Source organism: Pseudomonas neuropathica, from assembly GCF_051174785.1.
In the GTDB taxonomy this organism is placed as follows: Bacteria; Pseudomonadota; Gammaproteobacteria; order Pseudomonadales; family Pseudomonadaceae; genus Aquipseudomonas; species Aquipseudomonas neuropathica_A.
On record NZ_CP195111.1, the window covers coordinates 3,289,317 to 3,308,059 of the forward strand.

At 59.2% G+C, this 18,743-nt stretch carries 17 protein-coding genes; 10 read left to right on the forward strand and 7 right to left on the reverse strand.

The window, feature by feature from the left end:
• Positions 1–109: 109 nt before the first annotated feature.
• Complete coding sequence (locus ACRRSD_RS15045) at positions 110–2,980, reverse strand: putative bifunctional diguanylate cyclase/phosphodiesterase (RefSeq protein ID WP_435034135.1); 2,871 nt, start codon at positions 2,978–2,980, stop codon at positions 110–112.
• Positions 2,981–3,237: 257 nt separating this feature from the next.
• Between ACRRSD_RS15045 and uvrD the strand changes: the two genes are divergently transcribed.
• From uvrD to ACRRSD_RS15060, 3 genes are all read left to right on the forward strand, one after another.
• Positions 3,238–5,421, forward strand: coding sequence for a DNA helicase II (uvrD, locus tag ACRRSD_RS15050; protein WP_435034136.1), 2,184 nt, complete (start codon positions 3,238–3,240; stop codon positions 5,419–5,421).
• A gap of 296 nt (positions 5,422–5,717) precedes the next feature.
• Positions 5,718–6,593 (forward strand): Tim44 domain-containing protein, encoded by an 876-nt coding sequence (locus tag ACRRSD_RS15055; protein WP_038359440.1) that lies wholly within the window; start codon positions 5,718–5,720, stop codon positions 6,591–6,593.
• Between the two features lie 138 nt (positions 6,594–6,731).
• A complete protein-coding gene (locus tag ACRRSD_RS15060) occupies positions 6,732–7,139 on the forward strand; it encodes an SMI1/KNR4 family protein (RefSeq protein ID WP_435034137.1) in 408 nt (135 codons plus the stop codon).
• Between the two features lie 21 nt (positions 7,140–7,160).
• On the opposite strand, the gene ACRRSD_RS15065 is transcribed toward ACRRSD_RS15060, so the two are convergent.
• Positions 7,161–8,924, reverse strand: a complete 1,764-nt coding sequence (locus ACRRSD_RS15065; RefSeq protein ID WP_007912064.1) for a cation:proton antiporter — start codon at positions 8,922–8,924, stop codon at positions 7,161–7,163.
• A 279-nt stretch (positions 8,925–9,203) separates the two neighbouring features.
• Between ACRRSD_RS15065 and ACRRSD_RS15070 the strand changes: the two genes are divergently transcribed.
• Positions 9,204–9,686, forward strand: a complete 483-nt coding sequence (locus ACRRSD_RS15070; RefSeq protein WP_041073853.1) for an acyl-CoA thioesterase — start codon at positions 9,204–9,206, stop codon at positions 9,684–9,686.
• Positions 9,687–9,792: 106 nt separating this feature from the next.
• On the opposite strand, the gene pdxY is transcribed toward ACRRSD_RS15070, so the two are convergent.
• A complete protein-coding gene (gene pdxY / locus ACRRSD_RS15075; RefSeq protein WP_007912061.1) occupies positions 9,793–10,665 on the reverse strand; it encodes a pyridoxal kinase PdxY in 873 nt (290 codons plus the stop codon).
• Positions 10,666–10,782: 117 nt separating this feature from the next.
• On the opposite strand from pdxY, the gene ACRRSD_RS15080 reads away from it, so the two are divergent.
• Positions 10,783–11,196 carry a DUF3301 domain-containing protein gene (locus ACRRSD_RS15080; protein WP_242207967.1) on the forward strand — a complete coding sequence of 138 codons (414 nt, stop codon included), beginning with the start codon at positions 10,783–10,785 and terminating at the stop codon, positions 11,194–11,196.
• Positions 11,197–11,236: 40 nt separating this feature from the next.
• Here ACRRSD_RS15080 and ACRRSD_RS15085 read toward each other — a convergent pair whose 3' ends face one another.
• Positions 11,237–12,202 (reverse strand): CobW family GTP-binding protein, encoded by a 966-nt coding sequence (locus tag ACRRSD_RS15085; RefSeq protein WP_435034138.1) that lies wholly within the window; start codon positions 12,200–12,202, stop codon positions 11,237–11,239.
• Positions 12,203–12,231: 29 nt separating this feature from the next.
• Here ACRRSD_RS15085 and ACRRSD_RS15090 point away from each other — a divergent pair, with 29 nt between their 5' ends.
• Positions 12,232–12,588, forward strand: coding sequence for an NADH:ubiquinone oxidoreductase (locus ACRRSD_RS15090; RefSeq protein ID WP_435034139.1), 357 nt, complete (start codon positions 12,232–12,234; stop codon positions 12,586–12,588).
• A 4-nt stretch (positions 12,589–12,592) separates the two neighbouring features.
• Here ACRRSD_RS15090 and ACRRSD_RS15095 read toward each other — a convergent pair whose 3' ends face one another.
• Both ACRRSD_RS15095 and zigA read right to left on the reverse strand, forming a co-directional pair.
• Complete coding sequence (locus ACRRSD_RS15095; protein ID WP_435034140.1) at positions 12,593–13,237, reverse strand: DUF1826 domain-containing protein; 645 nt, start codon at positions 13,235–13,237, stop codon at positions 12,593–12,595.
• The gene (zigA, locus tag ACRRSD_RS15100) at positions 13,237–14,442 is read right to left on the reverse strand and encodes a zinc metallochaperone GTPase ZigA (RefSeq protein ID WP_435034141.1); all 1,206 of its coding nucleotides are present in this window, start codon (positions 14,440–14,442) and stop codon (positions 13,237–13,239) included. The genes ACRRSD_RS15095 and zigA overlap by 1 nt, the downstream gene beginning before the upstream one ends.
• Positions 14,443–14,651: 209 nt before the next feature.
• Between zigA and ACRRSD_RS15105 the strand changes: the two genes are divergently transcribed.
• A complete protein-coding gene (locus ACRRSD_RS15105; RefSeq protein WP_435034142.1) occupies positions 14,652–15,029 on the forward strand; it encodes a glutamine synthetase in 378 nt (125 codons plus the stop codon).
• Here the strand turns inward: ACRRSD_RS15105 and ACRRSD_RS15110 are convergent.
• Positions 15,026–16,228 (reverse strand): N-acetylmuramoyl-L-alanine amidase, encoded by a 1,203-nt coding sequence (locus ACRRSD_RS15110; protein WP_435034143.1) that lies wholly within the window; start codon positions 16,226–16,228, stop codon positions 15,026–15,028. The two genes, ACRRSD_RS15105 and ACRRSD_RS15110, sit on opposite strands and share 4 nt — an antisense overlap.
• Before the next feature lie 84 nt (positions 16,229–16,312).
• Between ACRRSD_RS15110 and folE2 the strand changes: the two genes are divergently transcribed.
• Genes folE2 through ACRRSD_RS15125 form a run of 3 tightly spaced genes read left to right on the forward strand, consistent with a single transcriptional unit; the run spans position 16,313 to position 18,740 of the window.
• Positions 16,313–17,209 carry a GTP cyclohydrolase FolE2 gene (gene folE2, locus ACRRSD_RS15115; protein ID WP_435034144.1) on the forward strand — a complete coding sequence of 299 codons (897 nt, stop codon included), beginning with the start codon at positions 16,313–16,315 and terminating at the stop codon, positions 17,207–17,209.
• On the forward strand, positions 17,206–17,874 hold the full coding sequence (locus tag ACRRSD_RS15120) for a metal ABC transporter ATP-binding protein (protein ID WP_435034145.1): 669 nt from the start codon (positions 17,206–17,208) through the stop codon (positions 17,872–17,874). The genes folE2 and ACRRSD_RS15120 overlap by 4 nt, the downstream gene beginning before the upstream one ends.
• Positions 17,874–18,740: a metal ABC transporter permease gene (locus tag ACRRSD_RS15125; RefSeq protein WP_435034146.1), complete on the forward strand. Its 867-nt coding sequence runs from the start codon at positions 17,874–17,876 to the stop codon at positions 18,738–18,740. Before ACRRSD_RS15120 ends, ACRRSD_RS15125 begins: the two co-directional genes overlap by 1 nt.
• The last annotated feature ends 3 nt before the right edge of the window (positions 18,741–18,743 follow it).

The window sequence follows — 18,743 nt, forward strand, 5'->3', positions numbered from 1 at the left end:
TGGGCAAGGATGTAGCACGCTTGTAGTTATACTACATGAATTGGCTTTTTGCCTGCTCAATGCGTAACTCCATGTCCCCGTATCAGGCGCGATGGAGCGCATGTAGCCCTTAAAACGGATTGTTCTGATCGCGCAAAAGCCCGGCCAGACTGGCAGCCTCGACCGGCCGGCTGATCAGATAACCCTGAACCTCATCGCAACGCTCAGCTCGTAAAAAATCCAGCTGCTCCTGGCGCTCGACCCCTTCGGCTACCACTTTCAATGACAACCCATGGGCCATGGCAATGATCGCCCGAGTGATCGCCGCGTCTTCGCTGCCCTCACCCAACCCGCGAATGAAGGCCTGATCGATCTTCACGTAATCCACCGGAATGCGCTTGAGATAACTCAACGACGAATAGCCGGTGCCGAAATCGTCAATGGCCAGTTTCACGCCCAGTTCACGCAACTGCTGGAAGGTCGCGATGATGTGTTCGACGCTATCGAGCAACTGGCTTTCGGTCAGCTCCAGTTCGAGGCAGTGCGGCGCCAGACCGGTTTCCTCCAGCACCTGCCGCACCAGGCTGACCAGCTTGCCCTGACGCAATTGATGCACCGACAGGTTCACCGAAACACGGATCGGCTCCAGCCCCTGACGCTGCCATTCACAAGCCTGCCAGCAAGCCTGACGCAGGACGAATTCGCCGATCGGGCCGATCAGACCGGTTTCCTCGGCCAACCCGATGAAATCCCCCGGCGGCACCCGGCCCATGCTCGGATGATCCCAACGCACCAGCGCTTCCGCGGCATTCAACCGCCCGGTTTCAAGGCACAACTTCGGTTGATAGAACACTTTGAGCTGCTTTTCTTCGATGGCTTTGCGCAACTGATTTTCCAGCTGCAAGCGCTCAAGGGTGCTGGCTTGCAGGCTGTCGGTGTAGAACTGGAAGTTGTTGCCGCCCAGATGCTTGGCGTGTTGCATAGCCATGTTCGACTGGCTGACCAGCGCAGAAATCTCCCGGGCGTTATCCGGCAGCATGCTGATGCCCATCGAGGCGCTGACCACCAGCTCATGCCCTTCAACCGTCAGAGGCAGGCGCAATTTGCTCGACAGGCGCGTGGCGACCCGAGCCAGACTCGACAGGTTACCGTAGGCATCGAACAGCACGGCGAACTCGTCGCCGGACAACCGCGCGATGGTGTCCGCTTCCGGCAAGGCGTTGACCAAGCGGCGCGCCATTTTCTGCAGTAACTGGTCAGCAATCTCATGGCCAAGGCTGTCGTTAAGCAATTTGAATCGATCGAGATTGATGTGCAGCAGCGCCAGACTGCGCCGGCCCTGACGGGAGCGCTGATGCGCTTCATGCAGGCGTTCGCGGAACAGTGAGCGGTTGGCCAACCCTGTCAGTTCGTCGTAATGGGTCAGGTAACGCATGCGCTCTTCAGATTCGCGGCGTGCTGACAGATCGGCGAAGAAGCCGACGATATGGCTGACGTTTCCCCGACCATCACGCACCGCATTGAGTTGCAGCCACTGCGGATACAGCTCGCCGTTCTTGCGGGTTTCGACCAGTTCACCCTGCCAACTGCCGTGCTGCTCCAGTGCATGACGGATCGCCACGTAATGACGGCGGGCATCTCGACTGCACGGCAGCTCGACGACGTTGCGCCCGAGCATGTCCTCGATGTCGTAACCGGTAACCCGGCTGAACGCCTGATTGATTGCAATCAGTGCGTAGTTCGGATCGAGAATCACAATGCCTTCACTGGCCGCTTCGAACACCGTCGCCGCCAGCCGTTGCTGCTCTTCAAGGCTTTTACTGGCGCTGATGTCGCGCCGGGTGCCGACCATGCGAATCACCCGACCGCTGTCGCTGCGCTCTACGGCGCGGCCACGGTCCTCGATCCACACCCAATGGCCATCGCTGTGACGCACGCGGTATTCGATCTGATAGTCCTCGGTGCGCCCCTTCAAATGCTCGATCAACGCGTATTTCAGCGTCGGCACATCGTCTGGATGCAGGCGTGGTTTGAGGTCGCGCAGGAGCGCCGTGACGTATTCCGGAGCGAGGCCGAACAGTTCCTGAATCTGCGTGTGGTGGACTTCGTCGGTTTGCAGGTTCCAGTCCCACAGACCCAACTCACTGGCCTTCAACGCCAGCGCCAGGCGTGCTTCGCTTTTGCTCAAGGCCTGATTGGCGGCATCCAGCTCTCGGCTGCGCTGGGCAACGCGGTCTTCAAGTTCGACCTGGGCTTCGCGTAATTTGCCCTCGGCGCAGCGCCGGTGGTCGATTTCCTTCGCCAGCTCTAGATTGAGCTGCTCGCTGCGCGACTGGGTTTGCTGCAAGTGTTCGATCAAGTGCTGATTCTGGAAGCGCCGCAGCAAACCGCGATCAATCAGCCGATTGACCTGCCACGCCACCACGCTCAAGGAGCCGAGCAAGATCAATCCGAGCCAGCCCCAGCCGCGCGCCTGCTCGTCACCGCCCCAGAACAGATAACCGATCGCCGGCAACAGGCAGGGCAAGGTAAACGACAGAAACGCCGGCAGGCTCACCGCGTAGGCGACGCTGGCCGACAGGGTCGCGGCGCCGATCAGGCCGAACACCCACGCCTGCTGAATGAAGTTGTCGGCGGGCACCAGGGCGATGCCGGCGCCTGCCAGGGTCAGGCCGGTCATGGTCGAGCCGAGCAGAAACATCCGCCGCCAGATCGGTTGCGCCTGACGATCAGGAATTGCCGAGTCGAACGCTGCGACCTGAATCACCCGCAACGCGACCAGCGACAGCAACCACACCAGCCAGACGCTGACCACGAAATAGCGCTGCGGGCTCCAGAGCAAAGCGGCGCAGACCAAACCATTGATCAACATGAACAGCGTGGGCAACAACGAGCCCTGATACAGCAGACGCGTGCGCTCGACCGCCATCTCGACGGCATAGTGCTTGCGGATAACCCGGGGTTCCACAGAGGGGCCCGACAGTTCGGAGCTGAGGGTCATGGGCAACGTTCTTGTTCTTATAAGGAGGGCGTGCGCCCGAAACGTGGACGGAGCATACACAAGCCGATCCCGTTGCCAAACTGCTCCAGATCATAATTTCAGCGAAACTTTTCCGCCCTTTGCTACCGGCAAAACCCTTGGAGCGCGGCGGGCCGATGCTTGTAGCCAGTGACTGACCGGTCGTCATCGGCAGGAGTTTCATCGGCTAATGCAAAGCTCGGTTTGCCCGGGCCTGCGGCGCACCCTAGAATGCCCTGATGCGCGATGATCTCTCCCTTCTGCTGAACTCCCTCAACGATGCCCAACGCCAGGCCGTAGCAGCCCCCGTTGGCCGTCAGTTGGTCCTGGCCGGCGCCGGTTCCGGTAAAACCCGAGTGCTGGTGCACCGTATCGCCTGGTTGATCCAGGTCGAAAACGCCTCGCCCCACTCCATTCTGTCGGTGACCTTCACCAACAAGGCCGCTGCCGAGATGCGTCATCGCATCGAACAGTTGCTGGGTATCAACCCGGCTGGCATGTGGGTCGGCACCTTCCACGGCCTGGCGCACCGCTTGCTGCGGGCGCACTGGCAGGAAGCCGGGCTGAGCCAGACCTTCCAGATACTCGACAGTGACGACCAGCAACGCCTGGTCAAGCGGGTGATCCGCGAGCTGGGTCTGGACGAGCAACGCTGGCCAGCCCGTCAGGCGCAGTGGTTCATCAACGGCCAGAAAGACGAAGGTCTGCGTCCGCAACACATTCAGGCCAGCGGCGACTTGTATCTGGCGACCATGCGCGGCATTTACGAAGCCTACGAGGCAGCGTGTCAGCGTGCCGGCGTCATCGACTTCTCCGAATTGCTCCTGCGTGCCCTCGATCTGTGGCGCGATCACCCGGGCTTGCTGGCGCATTACCAAAAGCGCTTCCGGCATATTCTGGTGGACGAGTTCCAGGACACCAACGCCGTGCAGTACGCCTGGTTGCGTCTGCTGGGCAAGGGCGGCGACAGCCTGATGGTGGTGGGCGACGACGACCAGTCGATTTACGGCTGGCGTGGCGCGAAGATCGAAAACATTCATCAGTACTCCTCCGACTTCCCGGATTCGGTGACCATTCGTCTGGAGCAGAACTACCGCTCCACCGCCGGCATCCTCAAGGCTGCCAACGCCCTGATCGCCAACAACACCGGGCGTCTGGGCAAAGAGTTGTGGACCGACGGTGGCGACGGCGAAGCGATCAATCTGTACGCCGCGTTCAACGAACACGACGAAGCACGCTACGTTGTAGAAACCATCGAAAGCGCGCTGAAAACCGGCTTGGCCCGTAGCGATATCGCGATTCTGTACCGCTCCAACGCCCAATCACGCGTTTTGGAAGAAGCTTTACTGCGTGAACGCATTCCGTATCGCATCTATGGTGGTCAGCGCTTCTTCGAACGCGCGGAAATCAAGAACGCCATGGCGTACCTGCGCTTGCTCGAAGGTCGCGGCAACGATGCGGCGCTGGAACGGGTGATCAACGTGCCGGCCCGTGGCATCGGCGAGAAAACCGTCGAAGCCATCCGCGATCACGCGCGTCACAGCGATGTATCGATGTGGGAAGCGATGCGTCAACTGGTCGCCAACAAAGGCCTGACCGGTCGCGCGGCGGGTGCCCTTGGTGCGTTTATCGAGCTGATCGAGAACCTCGCCGCCAAGTGCATGGAAATGCCGTTGCACCTGATGACGCAAACCGTCATCGAGCATTCCGGCCTGATCGCTTATCACGAAGCGGAAAAAGGCGAGAAAGGCCAGGCCCGGGTAGAAAACCTTGAGGAACTGGTCAGCGCCGCACGCAACTTCGAGAACACCGAAGAAGACGAAGAGCTGACGCCACTGGCGGCGTTCCTCGGCCACGCTTCGCTGGAGGCTGGTGACACTCAGGCCGACGAGCACGAAGACAGCATTCAACTGATGACCCTGCACAGCGCCAAAGGCCTGGAATTCCCTTACGTGTTCCTTGTGGGCATGGAAGAAGGCCTGTTCCCGCACAAGATGAGCCTGGAAGAACCGGGGCGTCTTGAGGAAGAACGGCGTCTGGCTTACGTCGGCATTACCCGGGCGATGCAGAATCTGGTCATGACCTATGCCGAGACCCGACGCCTGTACGGCAGTGAAACCTACAACAAGGTTTCGCGTTTCGTCCGCGAAGTGCCGAAGGGCCTGATTCAGGAAGTTCGCCTGTCGAACAGCGTCAGCCGGCCGTTCGGCGGCAATCAGTCGATGAGCGGCAGCAACCTGTTCAGCGGCAGCGAGATTCCGGAAACGGGTTTCAGCCTGGGTCAGACGGTGCGCCATTCGATCTTTGGCGACGGCGTGATCCTCAACTTCGAGGGCGCCGGCGCGCAGGCGCGGGTGCAGGTGAACTTCAGCGAAGGCAGCAAGTGGCTGATGCTTGGCTACGCCAAGCTGGAAGCGATCTGACGCCGGTTTCGCTTTTCTGCAGGAGCGAGCTTGCTCGCGAATGAATCACCGCGGTTGATCTGATAGACCGCGGGTGCAGCTTTCGCGAGCAGGCTCGCTCCCACAGGGTTTGGTGTTCTGACCAACAATCCCGCGGAACCTATCTCCTTTTCCTACAGCCAAAAGTACACGTTCTTATTGCCTCGCGAAGCTGAACGCGACCTGTCAGGCAAAAGCCCGAAACACTCTCTCGCTAGCCAGTAACACTTCAGCTGTGCAACATGGCGCGCGTGTCTCCACAAACGGGAATACCCTTTATGAAACGTTTTCTTAGCATCGCCATGGCGTTGTGCATCGGCCTGACGATGAGCCTCGACGCCAACGCCAAGCGCTTTGGTGGTGGCAAAAGCGCCGGCGCTGCGCCGACGCACCAGACCAGCCAGATGGCTCCTTCTTCTCCAGGCGTCGGCGGCGCAGCAGCGACCGCTGGTGCTGCCGGTGCCGCTGGCGCTGCCGCCAAGGCCGGTGGTGCTTCGAAATGGCTCGGTCCTCTGGCCGGTATCGCCGCCGGTGGCCTGCTCGCTTCCATGTTCATGGGCGGCGGCTTCCAGGGCATGCAGATCTTCGACATCCTGATCATGGCCGTGATCGCGTTCGTGATCTTCCGCTTCATCGCCGCGCGTCGCCGCAAGCAGCAGGAGCAGTTCGCTCCGGCCGGTGCGCCGATGCAGCGTGAAGTGTTCGAGCAGAAGCCTGCCGCCATGGGTTCGATCTTCGGTGGTTCGGCTGCACCTGCTGCCGCCCGTCCGGTGATCAACGCGCCGGCCTGGTTCAACGAGCAGAACTTCCTTGAAGCTGCACGCAGCCACTTCCAGTCGCTGCAGCAGCACTGGGACGCCAATGAAATGGACAAGATCGCCGAGTTCGTGACCCCGCAAATGCTCGAGTTCCTCAAGCGTGAGCGTGCTGATCTGGGCGACGCCTTCCAGTCGACCTACATCGACAACCTCCAGGTTCAACTGGACGGCGTGGATGACCGTGCCGACAAGACCATCGCCACCCTGACCTTCAGCGGTGTGTCGAAAACCTCACGCTTCGACCAGGGCGAAGTGTTCAGCGAAAGCTGGAACATGGAACGTCCGCAGGGCGAAAATCAGCCTTGGCTGGTTGCCGGTATCCGCCAGAACGGCTGATCCCTTCCAGGCGTCACCTGCCGCAACAAAAAACCCCGGCCTCGGCCGGGGTTTTCTATTTCGCGGTTGCATCTATAGCGAGCTACTGTATAAACCGGCCCATATAAACCGCGCCATTCAAGCAAGAGGATCCCGGACGTGGAAGAAATCATCGAACAACTGCGTGAAGCCAACGAACCCGTGCCGGTTCCTTTGGAGTTGCCTGACGAAGACCTGCTGGTCGAAATCGAAGAACAACTGTTCATCGACATTCCGTTTGTCTTCAAAGAGTTTCTGCTGACCGTCAGCGATGTGGTTTACGGCAGCCTCGAGCCGGTGACCGTTACCGACCCACAATCCCACACCTACTTGCCGGACGTTGCCGCCAACGCTTGGGATGTCGGTGTTGATCGCAGCCTGATCCCGATCTGTCAGGACGGTGATAACTACTACTGCGTCGAAGAAGATGGCACGGTGGTGCTGTGGCAGGCCGAAGAAGAGCTGATTGCCGAAGAAACCTGGGAATCGGTGTGGCACTGGGCGCGGGACGTCTGGCTGGAAAGCTGATCGGCCAGCCGCCCCGGGTGGTCAATGCCCCGACGACTCCTTGTGGTTGTCGAGGGTTTCCAGCAGCGCCACCTGCATCCGCGTGTGCACGCGGATGAACCAGCGCCAAAGCAGCGCCGCTACTGCTGCCGCAACCACGGCGATCAGCACCAGCAACTTGTTGGTCGGCAAAATACTGGCCGACAAGGCTGCCAACAGCAGGAAAATCACCAGCAGCGAGAGAATCGGGATCACTTCGGAGATCACCCGGCGCACTCGCTGCGTGTGACGCCCGGCCATCTCCGGTTTCACGCCCATCTCCGCCAGCAACATCGACAGCGCCTTGAGCTTGCGGTAAGCGGCAATCAGGAACGGCAACGACACCAGCAACGCCCCACCCCAGATCAACGCCTTCTGCCAGCTCGGATCACTGATCCAGTCTTGCAGCCACAACGAGATGCGTTCGGCGAAATACGCGCCGGCGAAGAAGATCGCGATGACCAGTGCCAGATTGACCCCGACCTGCAGCAAGATCTTGCGAATGATGGAAGCCAGCATCGCGCCCTCGCCTTGCGGCTGGATGCTGCGCAGCCATTCGCCGTACATGCCCAGCACACGACCAAGAGGCTTGGGCACCGCCGCAGACAGCTTGATCGACAGCGGATCAGCCGCACGGATCAGATACGGCGTCAGCAGCGTTGTAATCACCGACACGGCCACAGCGACCGGGTAAAGGAAGTTACTGGTGACCTGCAAGGTCATGCCCAGCGCGGCGATGATGAAGGAAAATTCGCCAATCTGTGACAGCCCCATCCCCACCCGCAGTGAGGTGCGTCCGTCGTTGCCGGCGATAAACGCCCCGAGGCCGCAGGACAACATCTTGCCGAGCACAACGGCCACGGTGATCACCGCAATCGGCCACGCATATTCGAGAAGAATCATCGGGTCGAGCATCAGGCCGATGGCAACGAAGAAGATCGCGCTGAACAGGTCGCGAACCGGTTCGATCAGGCGCTCGATTTTCAATAATTGCCGCGACTCGGCCATGATCGCGCCGATCAGGAACGCACCGAGCACCATGCTGTACTCAAGTTTGACCACCAGCAGGCAGAAGCCGAAACACAGGCCTAGCACAGTGATCAGCAGCATCTCGTTGCTTTCGAATTTCGCCACATAGGCCAGCAGACGCGGCACCAGCAGGATGCCGATAACCAGCGCGACGATCATGAACAGCGACAGCTTGCCGACCGTGGAAAACACTTCGCCGGAGCTGACCGTGCCGCTGACGGCGATGCTCGATAGCAGCGCGATGATGCCGATGCCGAGGATGTCTTCAACAATCAACACGCCGAAGATCAACTGCGCAAAGCGCTCGTTTTTCATCTTCAGATCGTTGAGTGCTTTGACGATGATGGTGGTCGAGGAGATAGCCAGAATCGCGCCGAGGAACAGCGAATCCATGGTGTTCCAGTCGAACCAGCGGCCGATTTCATAACCGATCCAGATCATCAGGACGATTTCGAGGAACGCCGCAATAAACGCCGTGGCGCCGACCTTGAACAGCTTGCGCAGGCTGAACTCCAGGCCGAGGCAGAACATCAGGAAAATCACCCCGAGCTCGGCGAGGGTCTTGATGGTTTCTTCATCGTGGATCAGACCGAACGGCGGCGTGTGCGGGCCAATGATGAAACCAGCGACGATGTAACCAAGCACCACCGGCTGCTTGAACCGGTGGAACAACACGGTCACCACACCTGCGACCAACATGATCACTGCCAAGTCCTGAATAAAACTGATGGCATGCATGGCGTGGGCTCCTTGAATGACGAGGCTCGCGCACAGACGTCAGAAATGTCTGAGCGAGCTAGGTAAAAATCCGCTTTTCGTGTGGGAATTGCCCTTGAGGCGGGCTTTTGCAGGGTAACACCGCGACTTCCGCCTGGAAGGCGGTGCAATATATGGAAACAGATCGATCCCGGCGTGACGACGGCCAGTCGCCCGGCGTCCCGATAACGGTGCTTTTGAAAAGCGACCAGGCACCCATAGAGGTGCTTCCAGAAATCAGCCTTGATCCGTGAGAACGTTATGGAACCCGGAAACGCCCAGCTGTCGATGACGGTACTGATGACCCCCGACATGGCCAACTTCTCTGGCAATGTCCACGGCGGCACCCTGCTCAAATACCTCGACGAAGTGGCCTACGCCTGCGCGAGCCGTTACGCCGGCCGCTACGTGGTGACGCTGTCGGTGGATCAGGTGATTTTCCGCGAGCCGATCCATGTCGGCGAACTGGTGACCTTCCTTGCGTCGGTCAACTACACCGGCAACACTTCGATGGAAGTCGGCATCAAAGTCGTTACCGAGAACATCCGCGAACGCTCGGTGCGCCACACCAATAGTTGCTTCTTCACCATGGTTGCGGTGGATGACCAGCGCAAACCGGCACCCGTGCCGCCGCTGCAACCGCAGAACAGCGAAGACAAGCGTCGTTATATGCAGGCGCAGCAGCGGCGGCAGATTCGCCAGGAGCTGGAAAAGCGGTATCAGGAGATCAAGGGCGACGCTTGAGATTTGTAGCGCTCAGACGACCGCTTTCGCGAGCAGGCTCGCTCCCACATTTGAATGCATTCATCTGTGGGAGCGAGCCTGCTCGCGAATGGGGGGCAACGCGGTCTTAAAGACTGATCGCGGTTGCCTCGAACTTCACCCGAGGATGCGCTATCCGATCCTGCGCCCGCACCAGTTGCAGCTCATAACTGGCGCAAGCCTGAGTTTCCAGCAACACCTCATGCACCGCCGCCGCTGTGAACTCAAACGCCGCCACCAAGCTGTCACCCAACAACACCCGCGCCAGAAACAGGCCGGACGTCAGATCGCCCACACCCACCGGCTGACGCGGAAACGCCAACAGCGGACGACGCAGGTGCCAGCTACCTTCGGCCGTCACCAACAGCATCTCAAAGCCATCGGCCGGTTTGCCCGGATAATCCAGATGCTTGACCAGCACGGCTTTCGGCCCCCGCGCCAGCAAGGCTCGGGCCATCGCCAGACAGTCGAACAACGACTGCGGCTTGCGCCCGGAAAAGCTGTCCAGCTCCAACTGGTTCGGACACATGATGTCTGCCACGGCCGCTGCCTCTTCCAGCAGGAAGTCACTGACTTCGGTCGGCACGCTGCAACCCTTTTCCGGATGGCCCATCACCGGATCACACAGATACAGCGCCTTCGGGTTGACCGATTTGATCCGCTCGACACCGCTGAGAATCGCCCGACCCTGCGCCGCGCTGCCAAGGTAACCGGACAGCACCGCATCGCAGTTGCCCAGCTCGCCAATCGCCGCAATGCCTTCGACCAGTTCCGGGATCTGCTGCGGCGCCAGCACTTCGCCGGCCCACTGACCGTATTGGGTGTGGTTGGAGAACTGCACGGTGTTGAGCGGCCAGACATTGACCCCGACCCGCTGCATCGGAAAAACCGCGGCGCTGTTTCCGGCGTGGCCGAACACCACGTGGGACTGAATGGCGAGCAGATGAGGCGTACGTTTCATTCGGGTCATTCCGTAAAACGATTGAAATTCAAGCCGCGCAGTATGCGACGAAACGCAGCCTGTACGACAGACCGGCGACGCAGTTAAGCTGACGCTATCTTTTGGAGTTCGATGTTGATGCTGACCCTGGAAAACATCTTTGTGCTGATGCTGTTCGCCGCTGCCGGCGCCTGGTTATGGCACAACCACGGCTTGCGCGAGCGGGCGCTGGAGCGGGTCAAACAGCATTGTCTGAACGTGCGGGTCGAGTTGCTCGACGGCAACGTTGCGCTAAAAAAGATCGGTTTCATCAAGGATGCCAACGGTCGCCGACGACTGGCGCGGGTGTACAACTTCGAGTTCACCGTGACCGGCGAAACCCGCCATAACGGCACCATCACCCAGTTTGGAGCGCACAGTGCGCAGATCGAACTGGCGCCCTATCCGGCACCGTTCGACGATACGCCGCCGGTGGTTGAGGTGCAGAAGCCTCGCGCGGAAGTTATCGAGCTGAGTCAGTGGCGCCAGGAGCACACCAAATGGAAGCCCTGACGGCCATGCAGGAGCTGCCGAAGGCCGCGATCTTTTGATCTTAACCCTCCCGGCACCCCGACAACCCTCTCTGCAGCACCTCAACATCCTGCGCCTCACTGAAGATCAGCTCGATGCGCGAATCTTTCCGCCATTCACTGGCCAGCCAAACCAACTGCGCATTCTCCAGCGCGTTCGCCGAAACCCAGCCATCTGCGCTGTGGATAACCAGTTTCGCTCTTTTCCAATGAAGCCCGTTTAGCCAATCGGCGATACGTGCCTTGTCGAACTTTTGAGCCGGATGCCAACGCCAACCGATGCTCCAGCCCTCCTCCTGCGCCAGACTCAGGCAAATCGGCATCGTCGGGTCGCTCCAGACAGCCGGCATACGCGCCAACCCTTTGGGCACCACCAGGTTATCCACACCGACAGCCGCTTGCGCCGCCAGCCCCGGTAGCTCGTTCAAGGCGAGTTGTGCCTGCCGCGTCCAGATCTGTCTGACCGGAGGGAGCTGACCCGCGATTTTCTGTCGTTCTTTTTCATCAAGGTTTTCTGCCTTGTTCATCAATAACAGTCCAGCGCTGGCCAACGCTTCCTGCTGAGTTGCCGGCAATGCTCTGCCGGCATGGAGCGACTGAGCATCCAGCACCAATACACACGGCTGCACCGCCAGCACACCCAGCCACGGCGCCTCATTCAACTGTTGAATCAGCTGCGCCGGATGCCCCAGCCCGGACGGTTCGATGAACAGCCGATCCGGCTTCGCCTTGCGCAGCAAACGCCCCAGGCCAATCTGAAACGGCGTGCCATTGACGCAACACAGGCAGCCCCCGGCCACTTCGCCGAGTGCGATACCATCGGCGTCACTGGTCAACAGAGCGGCGTCGAGACCGATCTGACCAAACTCGTTGATCAGCACCGCCCAACGCTCGCTTTCCGGCCGCTGGGCCATGAGTTGGCGAATCAGGCTGGTCTTGCCGGCGCCCAAAGGGCCAGCAATGACATGGGTAGGAATGTTCTGCAACATGGCCGGGAGCTTTCTTGGGAGATTCAAAGATGCGTTGGATGGGATGGTCGTTGCTGCTGGCGCTGCTGTCGAGTGAAGCGTGGGCCCAGGCCTGTGTGGTGCACAGTCAGGGTGAGCGGCTCGACGTCAAAGTCTGTCAGCAGAACCGCAATATCCCGGAGAAACTGTTCAACGACGGTTTCTGCCAGCCAACGCTGGCCGGGCAGAAAGTCGAAGTGCAATACGTCGATCAGTGCCCGAGCGGTGCGTTTGGCGTGTGCAGCAACGCGCAAGTCGCCAATATGCCTTATCGCCAGGACATCCACTATTACGGCGTAGCCACGGATGCGGCATATCTGAAACCGTATTGCGAACGCCAGAGCCAGGGTTCGTGGCTAAAGCCTTGAACCGTTAGCCGAGCCAGTCGAGGGTCAGTATCAGGCGGCGCTGGCCCGCAGTCAGTTGCGGCGAGCGGTGAACCAGGCCGAAGCCCTCGTTGCCGTGCCATTTTTCGCCTTTCAATAACGCGACGTCGCCGCTGTCGAGTTGCTGGATTTGCCCTTGGGGTTCGGCGTTGGCCTGCCCCAACTGACTGCGATCCATCGCGCCTTCCTTGAGCCATTCGCTGCCGACGCCGGCGTAGGAGGTGATCAGCCGCACCGGCACGTGATCGACGTGAAAACGCGGGCACATGGCTTTATCGAGCACTCGCAGACGCAGTCCGATTCGCTTGGCTCCCAGCAAACAGGCGAAGGCGCCGACCAGCCATTTCAGGTCGGCAACAAAGCCTTCGTAGCCCTCCAGATCGCGGAACCCTGAGGCCAGGCCAGTGAGGTCAGGCTCCGCGTCCTCATCCGGCAACTCAAGGCACAACGATTCCGCAAAGGGTTCATTGAGCGATAGCAGCAAGTGGGCGAATTCACTGATGTGCAACGGCAGTTGGCGCTTCCAGACGGCGAGATTGGTGTCGTCGTCCAGAATGCGCGTCAGCGTTTTTGGGGTCGATCCTTGGTGCTGATGACGCGTGCGGATTTGCATTTGTTTGAGGGCAAGCATCAGGCAGCCTCTTCGTGCCAAGGGCCAAAGGGATCCGGTAGCGCACGCCAGCCTTCTACACCGATTGCCATCTCCTCATCGGTCAGCAGACACTCATCCAGTTCGGCGGAGAGCTGCAGGAAATCGATGTTCTGACCGATGAACACCAGTTCCTGGCGGCAGTCTCCTACGCTCGGCGTCCAGTTTTCCATGATGGCGGCGGTGCTTTCCTGATCTTGCGGCCACTGGTTTTTCGGCACAAAACGCCACCAGCGTCCGGCAAAGCCGTGGCGCATCAACCCACCGGCCTGCGACCAGCTGCCGGCATCAGTGGGTTTGCTGGCCAGCCAGAAAAAGCCTTTCGAACGCAGCAGTTTGCCGTTAAGCCATGGACGGTCGATGAAGCTGAAGAAGCGTTGCGGGTGAAAGGGCCGACGCGCGCGGTAGGCGGTTGAGGCGATGCCGTACTCGTCGGTTTCCGGCACGTGTTCACCGCGCAACTCTTGCAGCCAACCGGGTGCTTGGGCGGCTCTGTCGAAATCGAAGCGACCGGTGTTGAGCACCTTCTCCAGCGGCACCTCGCCCATCACCATCGGGATGATTTCGGCATGGGCGTTGAGACGCTTGAGGATAGCGATCAATTCTTCACGCTCGCGCTGACTGATCAAGTCGATCTTGCTGATCAACAGCACGTCGGCGAATTCAATTTGTTCGATCAACAGATCGGTGATGGAGCGCTCATCTTCCTCACCGAGAATCTCACCACGGGAAGCGAGGCTTTCGGCCGCCTGGTAGTCCGGCAGGAAATTCACACCGTCGACTACAGTGACCATGGTGTCGAGACGCGCAATGTCGGAAAGGCTTTGGCCCTGCTCATCACGGAAGGTAAAGGTTTCTGCCACGGGCAATGGTTCGGAAATGCCGGTGGATTCGATCAGCAAATAATCGAAGCGTCCTTCCCGGGCGAGCTTGCTGACTTCCTCCAATAAATCTTCGCGTAACGTACAGCAGATACAGCCGTTACTCATTTCGACTATTTTTTCTTCAGCACGGTTCAGGCTGACATCACGCTGGACTTCGCTGCCATCAATGTTGATTTCGCTCATATCGTTAACGATTACAGCGACACGTAGACCCTTGCGATTACGTAGTACGTAATTCAAAAGTGTACTTTTTCCGGCTCCAAGAAATCCTGAAAGTACGGTAACGGGCAAATCGGCTGACATTTGATAATCCTCATAGGAATGCAGCCGACTGGCGCTTTTGCTAGCGCTTGGCGTTTTGGTACCTCATACGAGGTAAACGCTTGAAATCGGACCGCTCAGGCTCAATTGATATTTATGTTATAGTATAACAACACAAATAAACCAGCTTTGCTCTTGTTCTTAGCGAAAAACAGCAGGAAGCTGAGCCAGCCTCACATCCGGAATTCGTAATGAAAACTGTAATGAAATGCTGGTTTTTGAGTCTTGGATTGCTGGTTGCTGATAGCGCGTGGGCACAGTTACCGACGCTCGCGAGCTGTACACGCAGCGCTAACTTGCTGGCGTGCGTCGATGCCGAGGGCAACGCGTATAGCGTCAACACCGTCGGCAATACGCTTTATCTGCGCGGATTTGAAAAGACTGGCCAGCGTTATTGGGCCCAAACCAACAGCCGTTTTGGGCAACTGACGTTCTTCACTGGCATCGCCTCCGACGGGGAAGCCTGGGTCGGCTACACCCGCCGCGTCGGCTGGACGACCATCAATCGCTTCTCCAGCTCCGGCGGTAGTAGCGCGAAATTCACTTGCAGCCGGATTGCTGGCTGCTAGGCCTGCGCTTTGCGTTGCTCCTGTTGCCAGGCGAGATAGCTGTTGATCGGTGGATTTTTCTCGAAGTAACGCTGCAATCCCTCAAACAAACCATCCGCCACTGCTTGCTGATGCCGCGCCGTGACCAGACGCTGACTGTCGCGCGCGTTGGAAATAAAGCCGGTTTCCACCAGAATTGACGGCACATCGGGCGACTTCAACACGGCGAATCCGGCCTGTTCCACGCGCTTCTGATGCAGGGTGGTGATGCCGGCCAGACTGCCTAGCACCGTATTACCCAGTTGCAGGCTGGCGGCGATCGTCGCGTTCATCGACATGTCGAGAATTACCCCGGCTAGCATCGGGTCCTTATCCTTCAGATTGAGCAGATTGGTGGCGCCGAGCAGATCCGCGCCGTTCTCTCGCTGCGCCATGAAACGGGCCGTCGCCGACGTCGCACCACCTTCCGACAGGCAATAAACCGACGCGCCTGAAGCCGTCAGCCGCGGAGCGGCGTCGGCATGCACCGAGATGAACATGTCGGCCTTGTGCCGTCGGGCGATCTCTACGCGCTTGCGCAAAGGAACGAAGAAGTCGTCATTGCGCACCAGTTTTACATCAAAGCCTTTCTCTTTTTTCAAACGTTTGGCGAGTAATTGTGCGATGGAAAGCACTACATCTTTTTCTTTTTCGCCCTTGGCGCCGACTGCGCCGGGGTCCTTCCCGCCGTGTCCTGGGTCGACGACAACGATAATGTCGCGCTTCGGGTGAACGCCAATCTTGGGTGTTTCACGTGGAACCATCGGTGTTGTTGGCGCCGCTTTTGCGCTGACTAAATCCAGAACAAGCCGATGACTCTGGCCATCCTGCGGCGCCAAAAGAAAGCTGTTCAGCAGCACTGGACTGCTCAAATCGAGAACAATCCGCGTGTTTCCCTGACCAAAAGGCCCGGTTCGAATCGAACGAATCACCGTGCCAGTGAGCGCCAACTGACTGAAATCACTGCTCAGATTCGCATCGGCTACATCGACAATCAACCGCTCCGGAGCGCTGAGCGTGAAGGTCTTGTAGCGTACGGGCCCGCTCAAATCGAAGACCAATCGCAGCTTTTCATCCGAACGCCAAAGCCGCGCATTGCGAATTTGCGTAGCCGACACACTGAAGGGCATAGCAAAAGCTGCGCTGGCCAGAATCAGATTGAGCACGTGACGTCGACGCATATGAAAACCCGTTCATGAAAAAGACATCGTGATTTGAATTGTTATAATGTAACATCGATTTCACTCAACACGATGGTCCCGAACATGAATTCGCTGACACTCCCGGATATCGCCGCGCAGGCCACTCGCCAAGCTTTGCCACTCGAATGGGTGGGCATGCACGGCATCGCATTGCCTGTCTTGCTGGAAGGAAAACGACTGAGCGCAAAGGCCGACGCTGGCGTCAGCCTGGATGATGGCGAAGCACGTGGCATTCACATGTCGCGCCTGTATCTGGCGCTAGAAGTGCTTGAGCGGGAGAACCTTTCTCCTGCCTTGTTGCGGCAGATTCTCGAGGAGTTTTTGCACAGTCACGCGGGCTTATCCAACTGTGGTTTTCTGAATATTCACACTGATTTGTTGCTGAAGAGACCGGCACTGGTCAGTCCGCTAGCGGGTTGGAAATCCTACCCGGCGTCTATTTCCGCGAGCCTGAAAAATCAGATGTTCCACGTGGAACTCAAAATCGAAGTGCCCTACTCCTCAACTTGCCCATGTTCAGCTGCGCTGGCGAGGCAGTTGATTCAGCAGCAATTCATCAACGACTTCGCCAACAAGCCGCTTCAACACGCTGACATTCTCGCTTGGCTCGGCTCGACCCAAGGCATTGTCGCCACTCCCCACAGCCAACGCAGCACGGCGCAACTGCATCTGCACCTCGACGAATTCATTGATGAGTTGCCATTGAGCGCAATCATCAACGACGCCGAGGCTGCACTCGGGACAGCTGTACAGACCGCCGTAAAACGCGCAGACGAACAAGCCTTCGCCCTCGCCAACGGGCAAAACCTGATGTTCTGTGAAGACGCTGCGCGCCGACTGAATCTCGCGCTTCGTAGAACCCCCGGCGTCAGTCAATTCCACCTCCGAGTGGTCCACGCTGAAAGTCTGCACGCCCACGATGCCGTCGCCGAAAGTAGCTGGCAGCGTGAGCAAGTATGATCCGCTGCCAATCCCTGAGCTGGGGTGCACCCGGCCAACCGCTGACCGCACCTCTGAACCTTGAACTCGACAGCGGCAGCCTGACGGCAATCATCGGCGCAAACGGCTGCGGCAAAAGCAGCCTGCTGAAAGTCATCGCCGGGCTACAAAAGCCATTGGCTGGCAACATCGCCCTGAGTGTTCCACGTCAAAGCGGATTGTCCTTTCTCCCTCAACAGCAACATCTCGATCGCCAATTCCCCATCAGCCTCGAGAAGCTGATAGCGGCGGGTTTCTGGGGACGTCGACTCTCAACTCAACTGCGCGCACAACGCTTGAAAGACGCACTGGAAAACTGGCACCTGAGCGGGCTCGAACAGCGTCCGCTTATGGCTCTGTCCGGCGGTGAACTGCAACGTGCCCTGCTCGCTCGACTGAGTCTGACCGACGCTGCGGTGTTGCTCCTCGACGAACCTCACGCCGCACTGGATGAAATCGGCCAACAGTTGCTATGGCAACACATCCACGCCTGGCATGACCAAGGTCGAACACTGCTCGTTGTGTGCCACGACCTCGCCGCCGTGCGCCAGCACATTCCCGAGACTTTGCTGATCAAAAACCGCGACTGCGTATTCGGCGCGAGTGCGCAACTCATTCAACAAACACCTCACACGCGGGTGGCCTGATGCTCGCCGTCGCCCACCTTTGGCAACCGTTCAACGAGTTCGTCTTCATGCGCCGCGCCCTGGTTGGCGGTTTGGTATTGGCGTGCAGCACGGCGCCACTCGGCGTGTTTTTGATCCTGCGACGAATGAGCCTGATCGGCGATGCAGTCGCCCACGGCATCCTTCCCGGCGCGGCATTGGGTTTCTGGTTCGCCGGCCTGAGTCTACCCGCCCTAACACTCGGCGGCCTCGGTGCTGGTCTGAGCATGGCCGGTCTTGCCGCCTGGATTACCCGCCGCACCGGTCTGCGCGAAGACGCCAGCCTCGCTGCGATCTACCCAATCTCCCTCGCCAGCGGTGTGCTGATCCTCGGCATCGCCGGCAAACGCCTCGATCTGTTGCACCTGCTGTTCGGCTCGGCTTTGGCCGTCGACGGGCCGACCCTCAACGGCATGTTATGGGTTTCGGCATTCAGCCTGATCGCCATGACGCTGATCTACAAACCGCTGTTGCTCGACACCCTCGACCCATTGTTCCTGAGAACCGTCAGCCGACTTGGCCCCCTCGCCCACGGCGTGTTCCTGACGCTGGTCGTGCTCAATCTGGTCATCGGTTTCCAGGCCATCGGCGCACTGATGGTGGTCGGACTGATGATGCTCCCCGCCGCGGCGTCGCGATTCTGGAGCCGACGCCTGCCGATCCTGATCGCCATCGCGGCCGTCATCGGTTGCCTCTCGGTCTGGTTCGGCCTGCTGCTGTCATTCTACTACTCGCTGCCCAGCGGCCCGGCCATCGTGTTGGTCGCCGGTCTCGGTTATCTGCTGTCCGTGGTGTTCGGACCGGTACACGGTCTGCTGCGCCGCCCGCCCTTGCTCACATCCCAATGAGGT

Coding starts and splice junctions, on each gene's coding strand:
- ACRRSD_RS15065 (WP_007912064.1), bottom strand. CDS start 8,924: ATGCATGCCATCAGTTTTATTCAGGACTTGGCAGTGATCATGTTGGTC.
- ACRRSD_RS15125 (WP_435034146.1), top strand. CDS start 17,874: ATGCTCGCCGTCGCCCACCTTTGGCAACCGTTCAACGAGTTCGTCTTC.
- zigA (WP_435034141.1), bottom strand. CDS start 14,442: ATGTCAGCCGATTTGCCCGTTACCGTACTTTCAGGATTTCTTGGAGCC.
- ACRRSD_RS15105 (WP_435034142.1), top strand. CDS start 14,652: ATGAAAACTGTAATGAAATGCTGGTTTTTGAGTCTTGGATTGCTGGTT.
- uvrD (WP_435034136.1), top strand. CDS start 3,238: ATGCGCGATGATCTCTCCCTTCTGCTGAACTCCCTCAACGATGCCCAA.
- ACRRSD_RS15080 (WP_242207967.1), top strand. CDS start 10,783: ATGCTGACCCTGGAAAACATCTTTGTGCTGATGCTGTTCGCCGCTGCC.
- ACRRSD_RS15120 (WP_435034145.1), top strand. CDS start 17,206: ATGATCCGCTGCCAATCCCTGAGCTGGGGTGCACCCGGCCAACCGCTG.
- pdxY (WP_007912061.1), bottom strand. CDS start 10,665: ATGAAACGTACGCCTCATCTGCTCGCCATTCAGTCCCACGTGGTGTTC.
- ACRRSD_RS15095 (WP_435034140.1), bottom strand. CDS start 13,237: ATGCTTGCCCTCAAACAAATGCAAATCCGCACGCGTCATCAGCACCAA.
- ACRRSD_RS15070 (WP_041073853.1), top strand. CDS start 9,204: ATGGAACCCGGAAACGCCCAGCTGTCGATGACGGTACTGATGACCCCC.
- ACRRSD_RS15055 (WP_038359440.1), top strand. CDS start 5,718: ATGAAACGTTTTCTTAGCATCGCCATGGCGTTGTGCATCGGCCTGACG.
- folE2 (WP_435034144.1), top strand. CDS start 16,313: ATGAATTCGCTGACACTCCCGGATATCGCCGCGCAGGCCACTCGCCAA.
- ACRRSD_RS15085 (WP_435034138.1), bottom strand. CDS start 12,202: ATGTTGCAGAACATTCCTACCCATGTCATTGCTGGCCCTTTGGGCGCC.
- ACRRSD_RS15045 (WP_435034135.1), bottom strand. CDS start 2,980: ATGACCCTCAGCTCCGAACTGTCGGGCCCCTCTGTGGAACCCCGGGTT.
- ACRRSD_RS15090 (WP_435034139.1), top strand. CDS start 12,232: ATGCGTTGGATGGGATGGTCGTTGCTGCTGGCGCTGCTGTCGAGTGAA.
- ACRRSD_RS15110 (WP_435034143.1), bottom strand. CDS start 16,228: ATGCGTCGACGTCACGTGCTCAATCTGATTCTGGCCAGCGCAGCTTTT.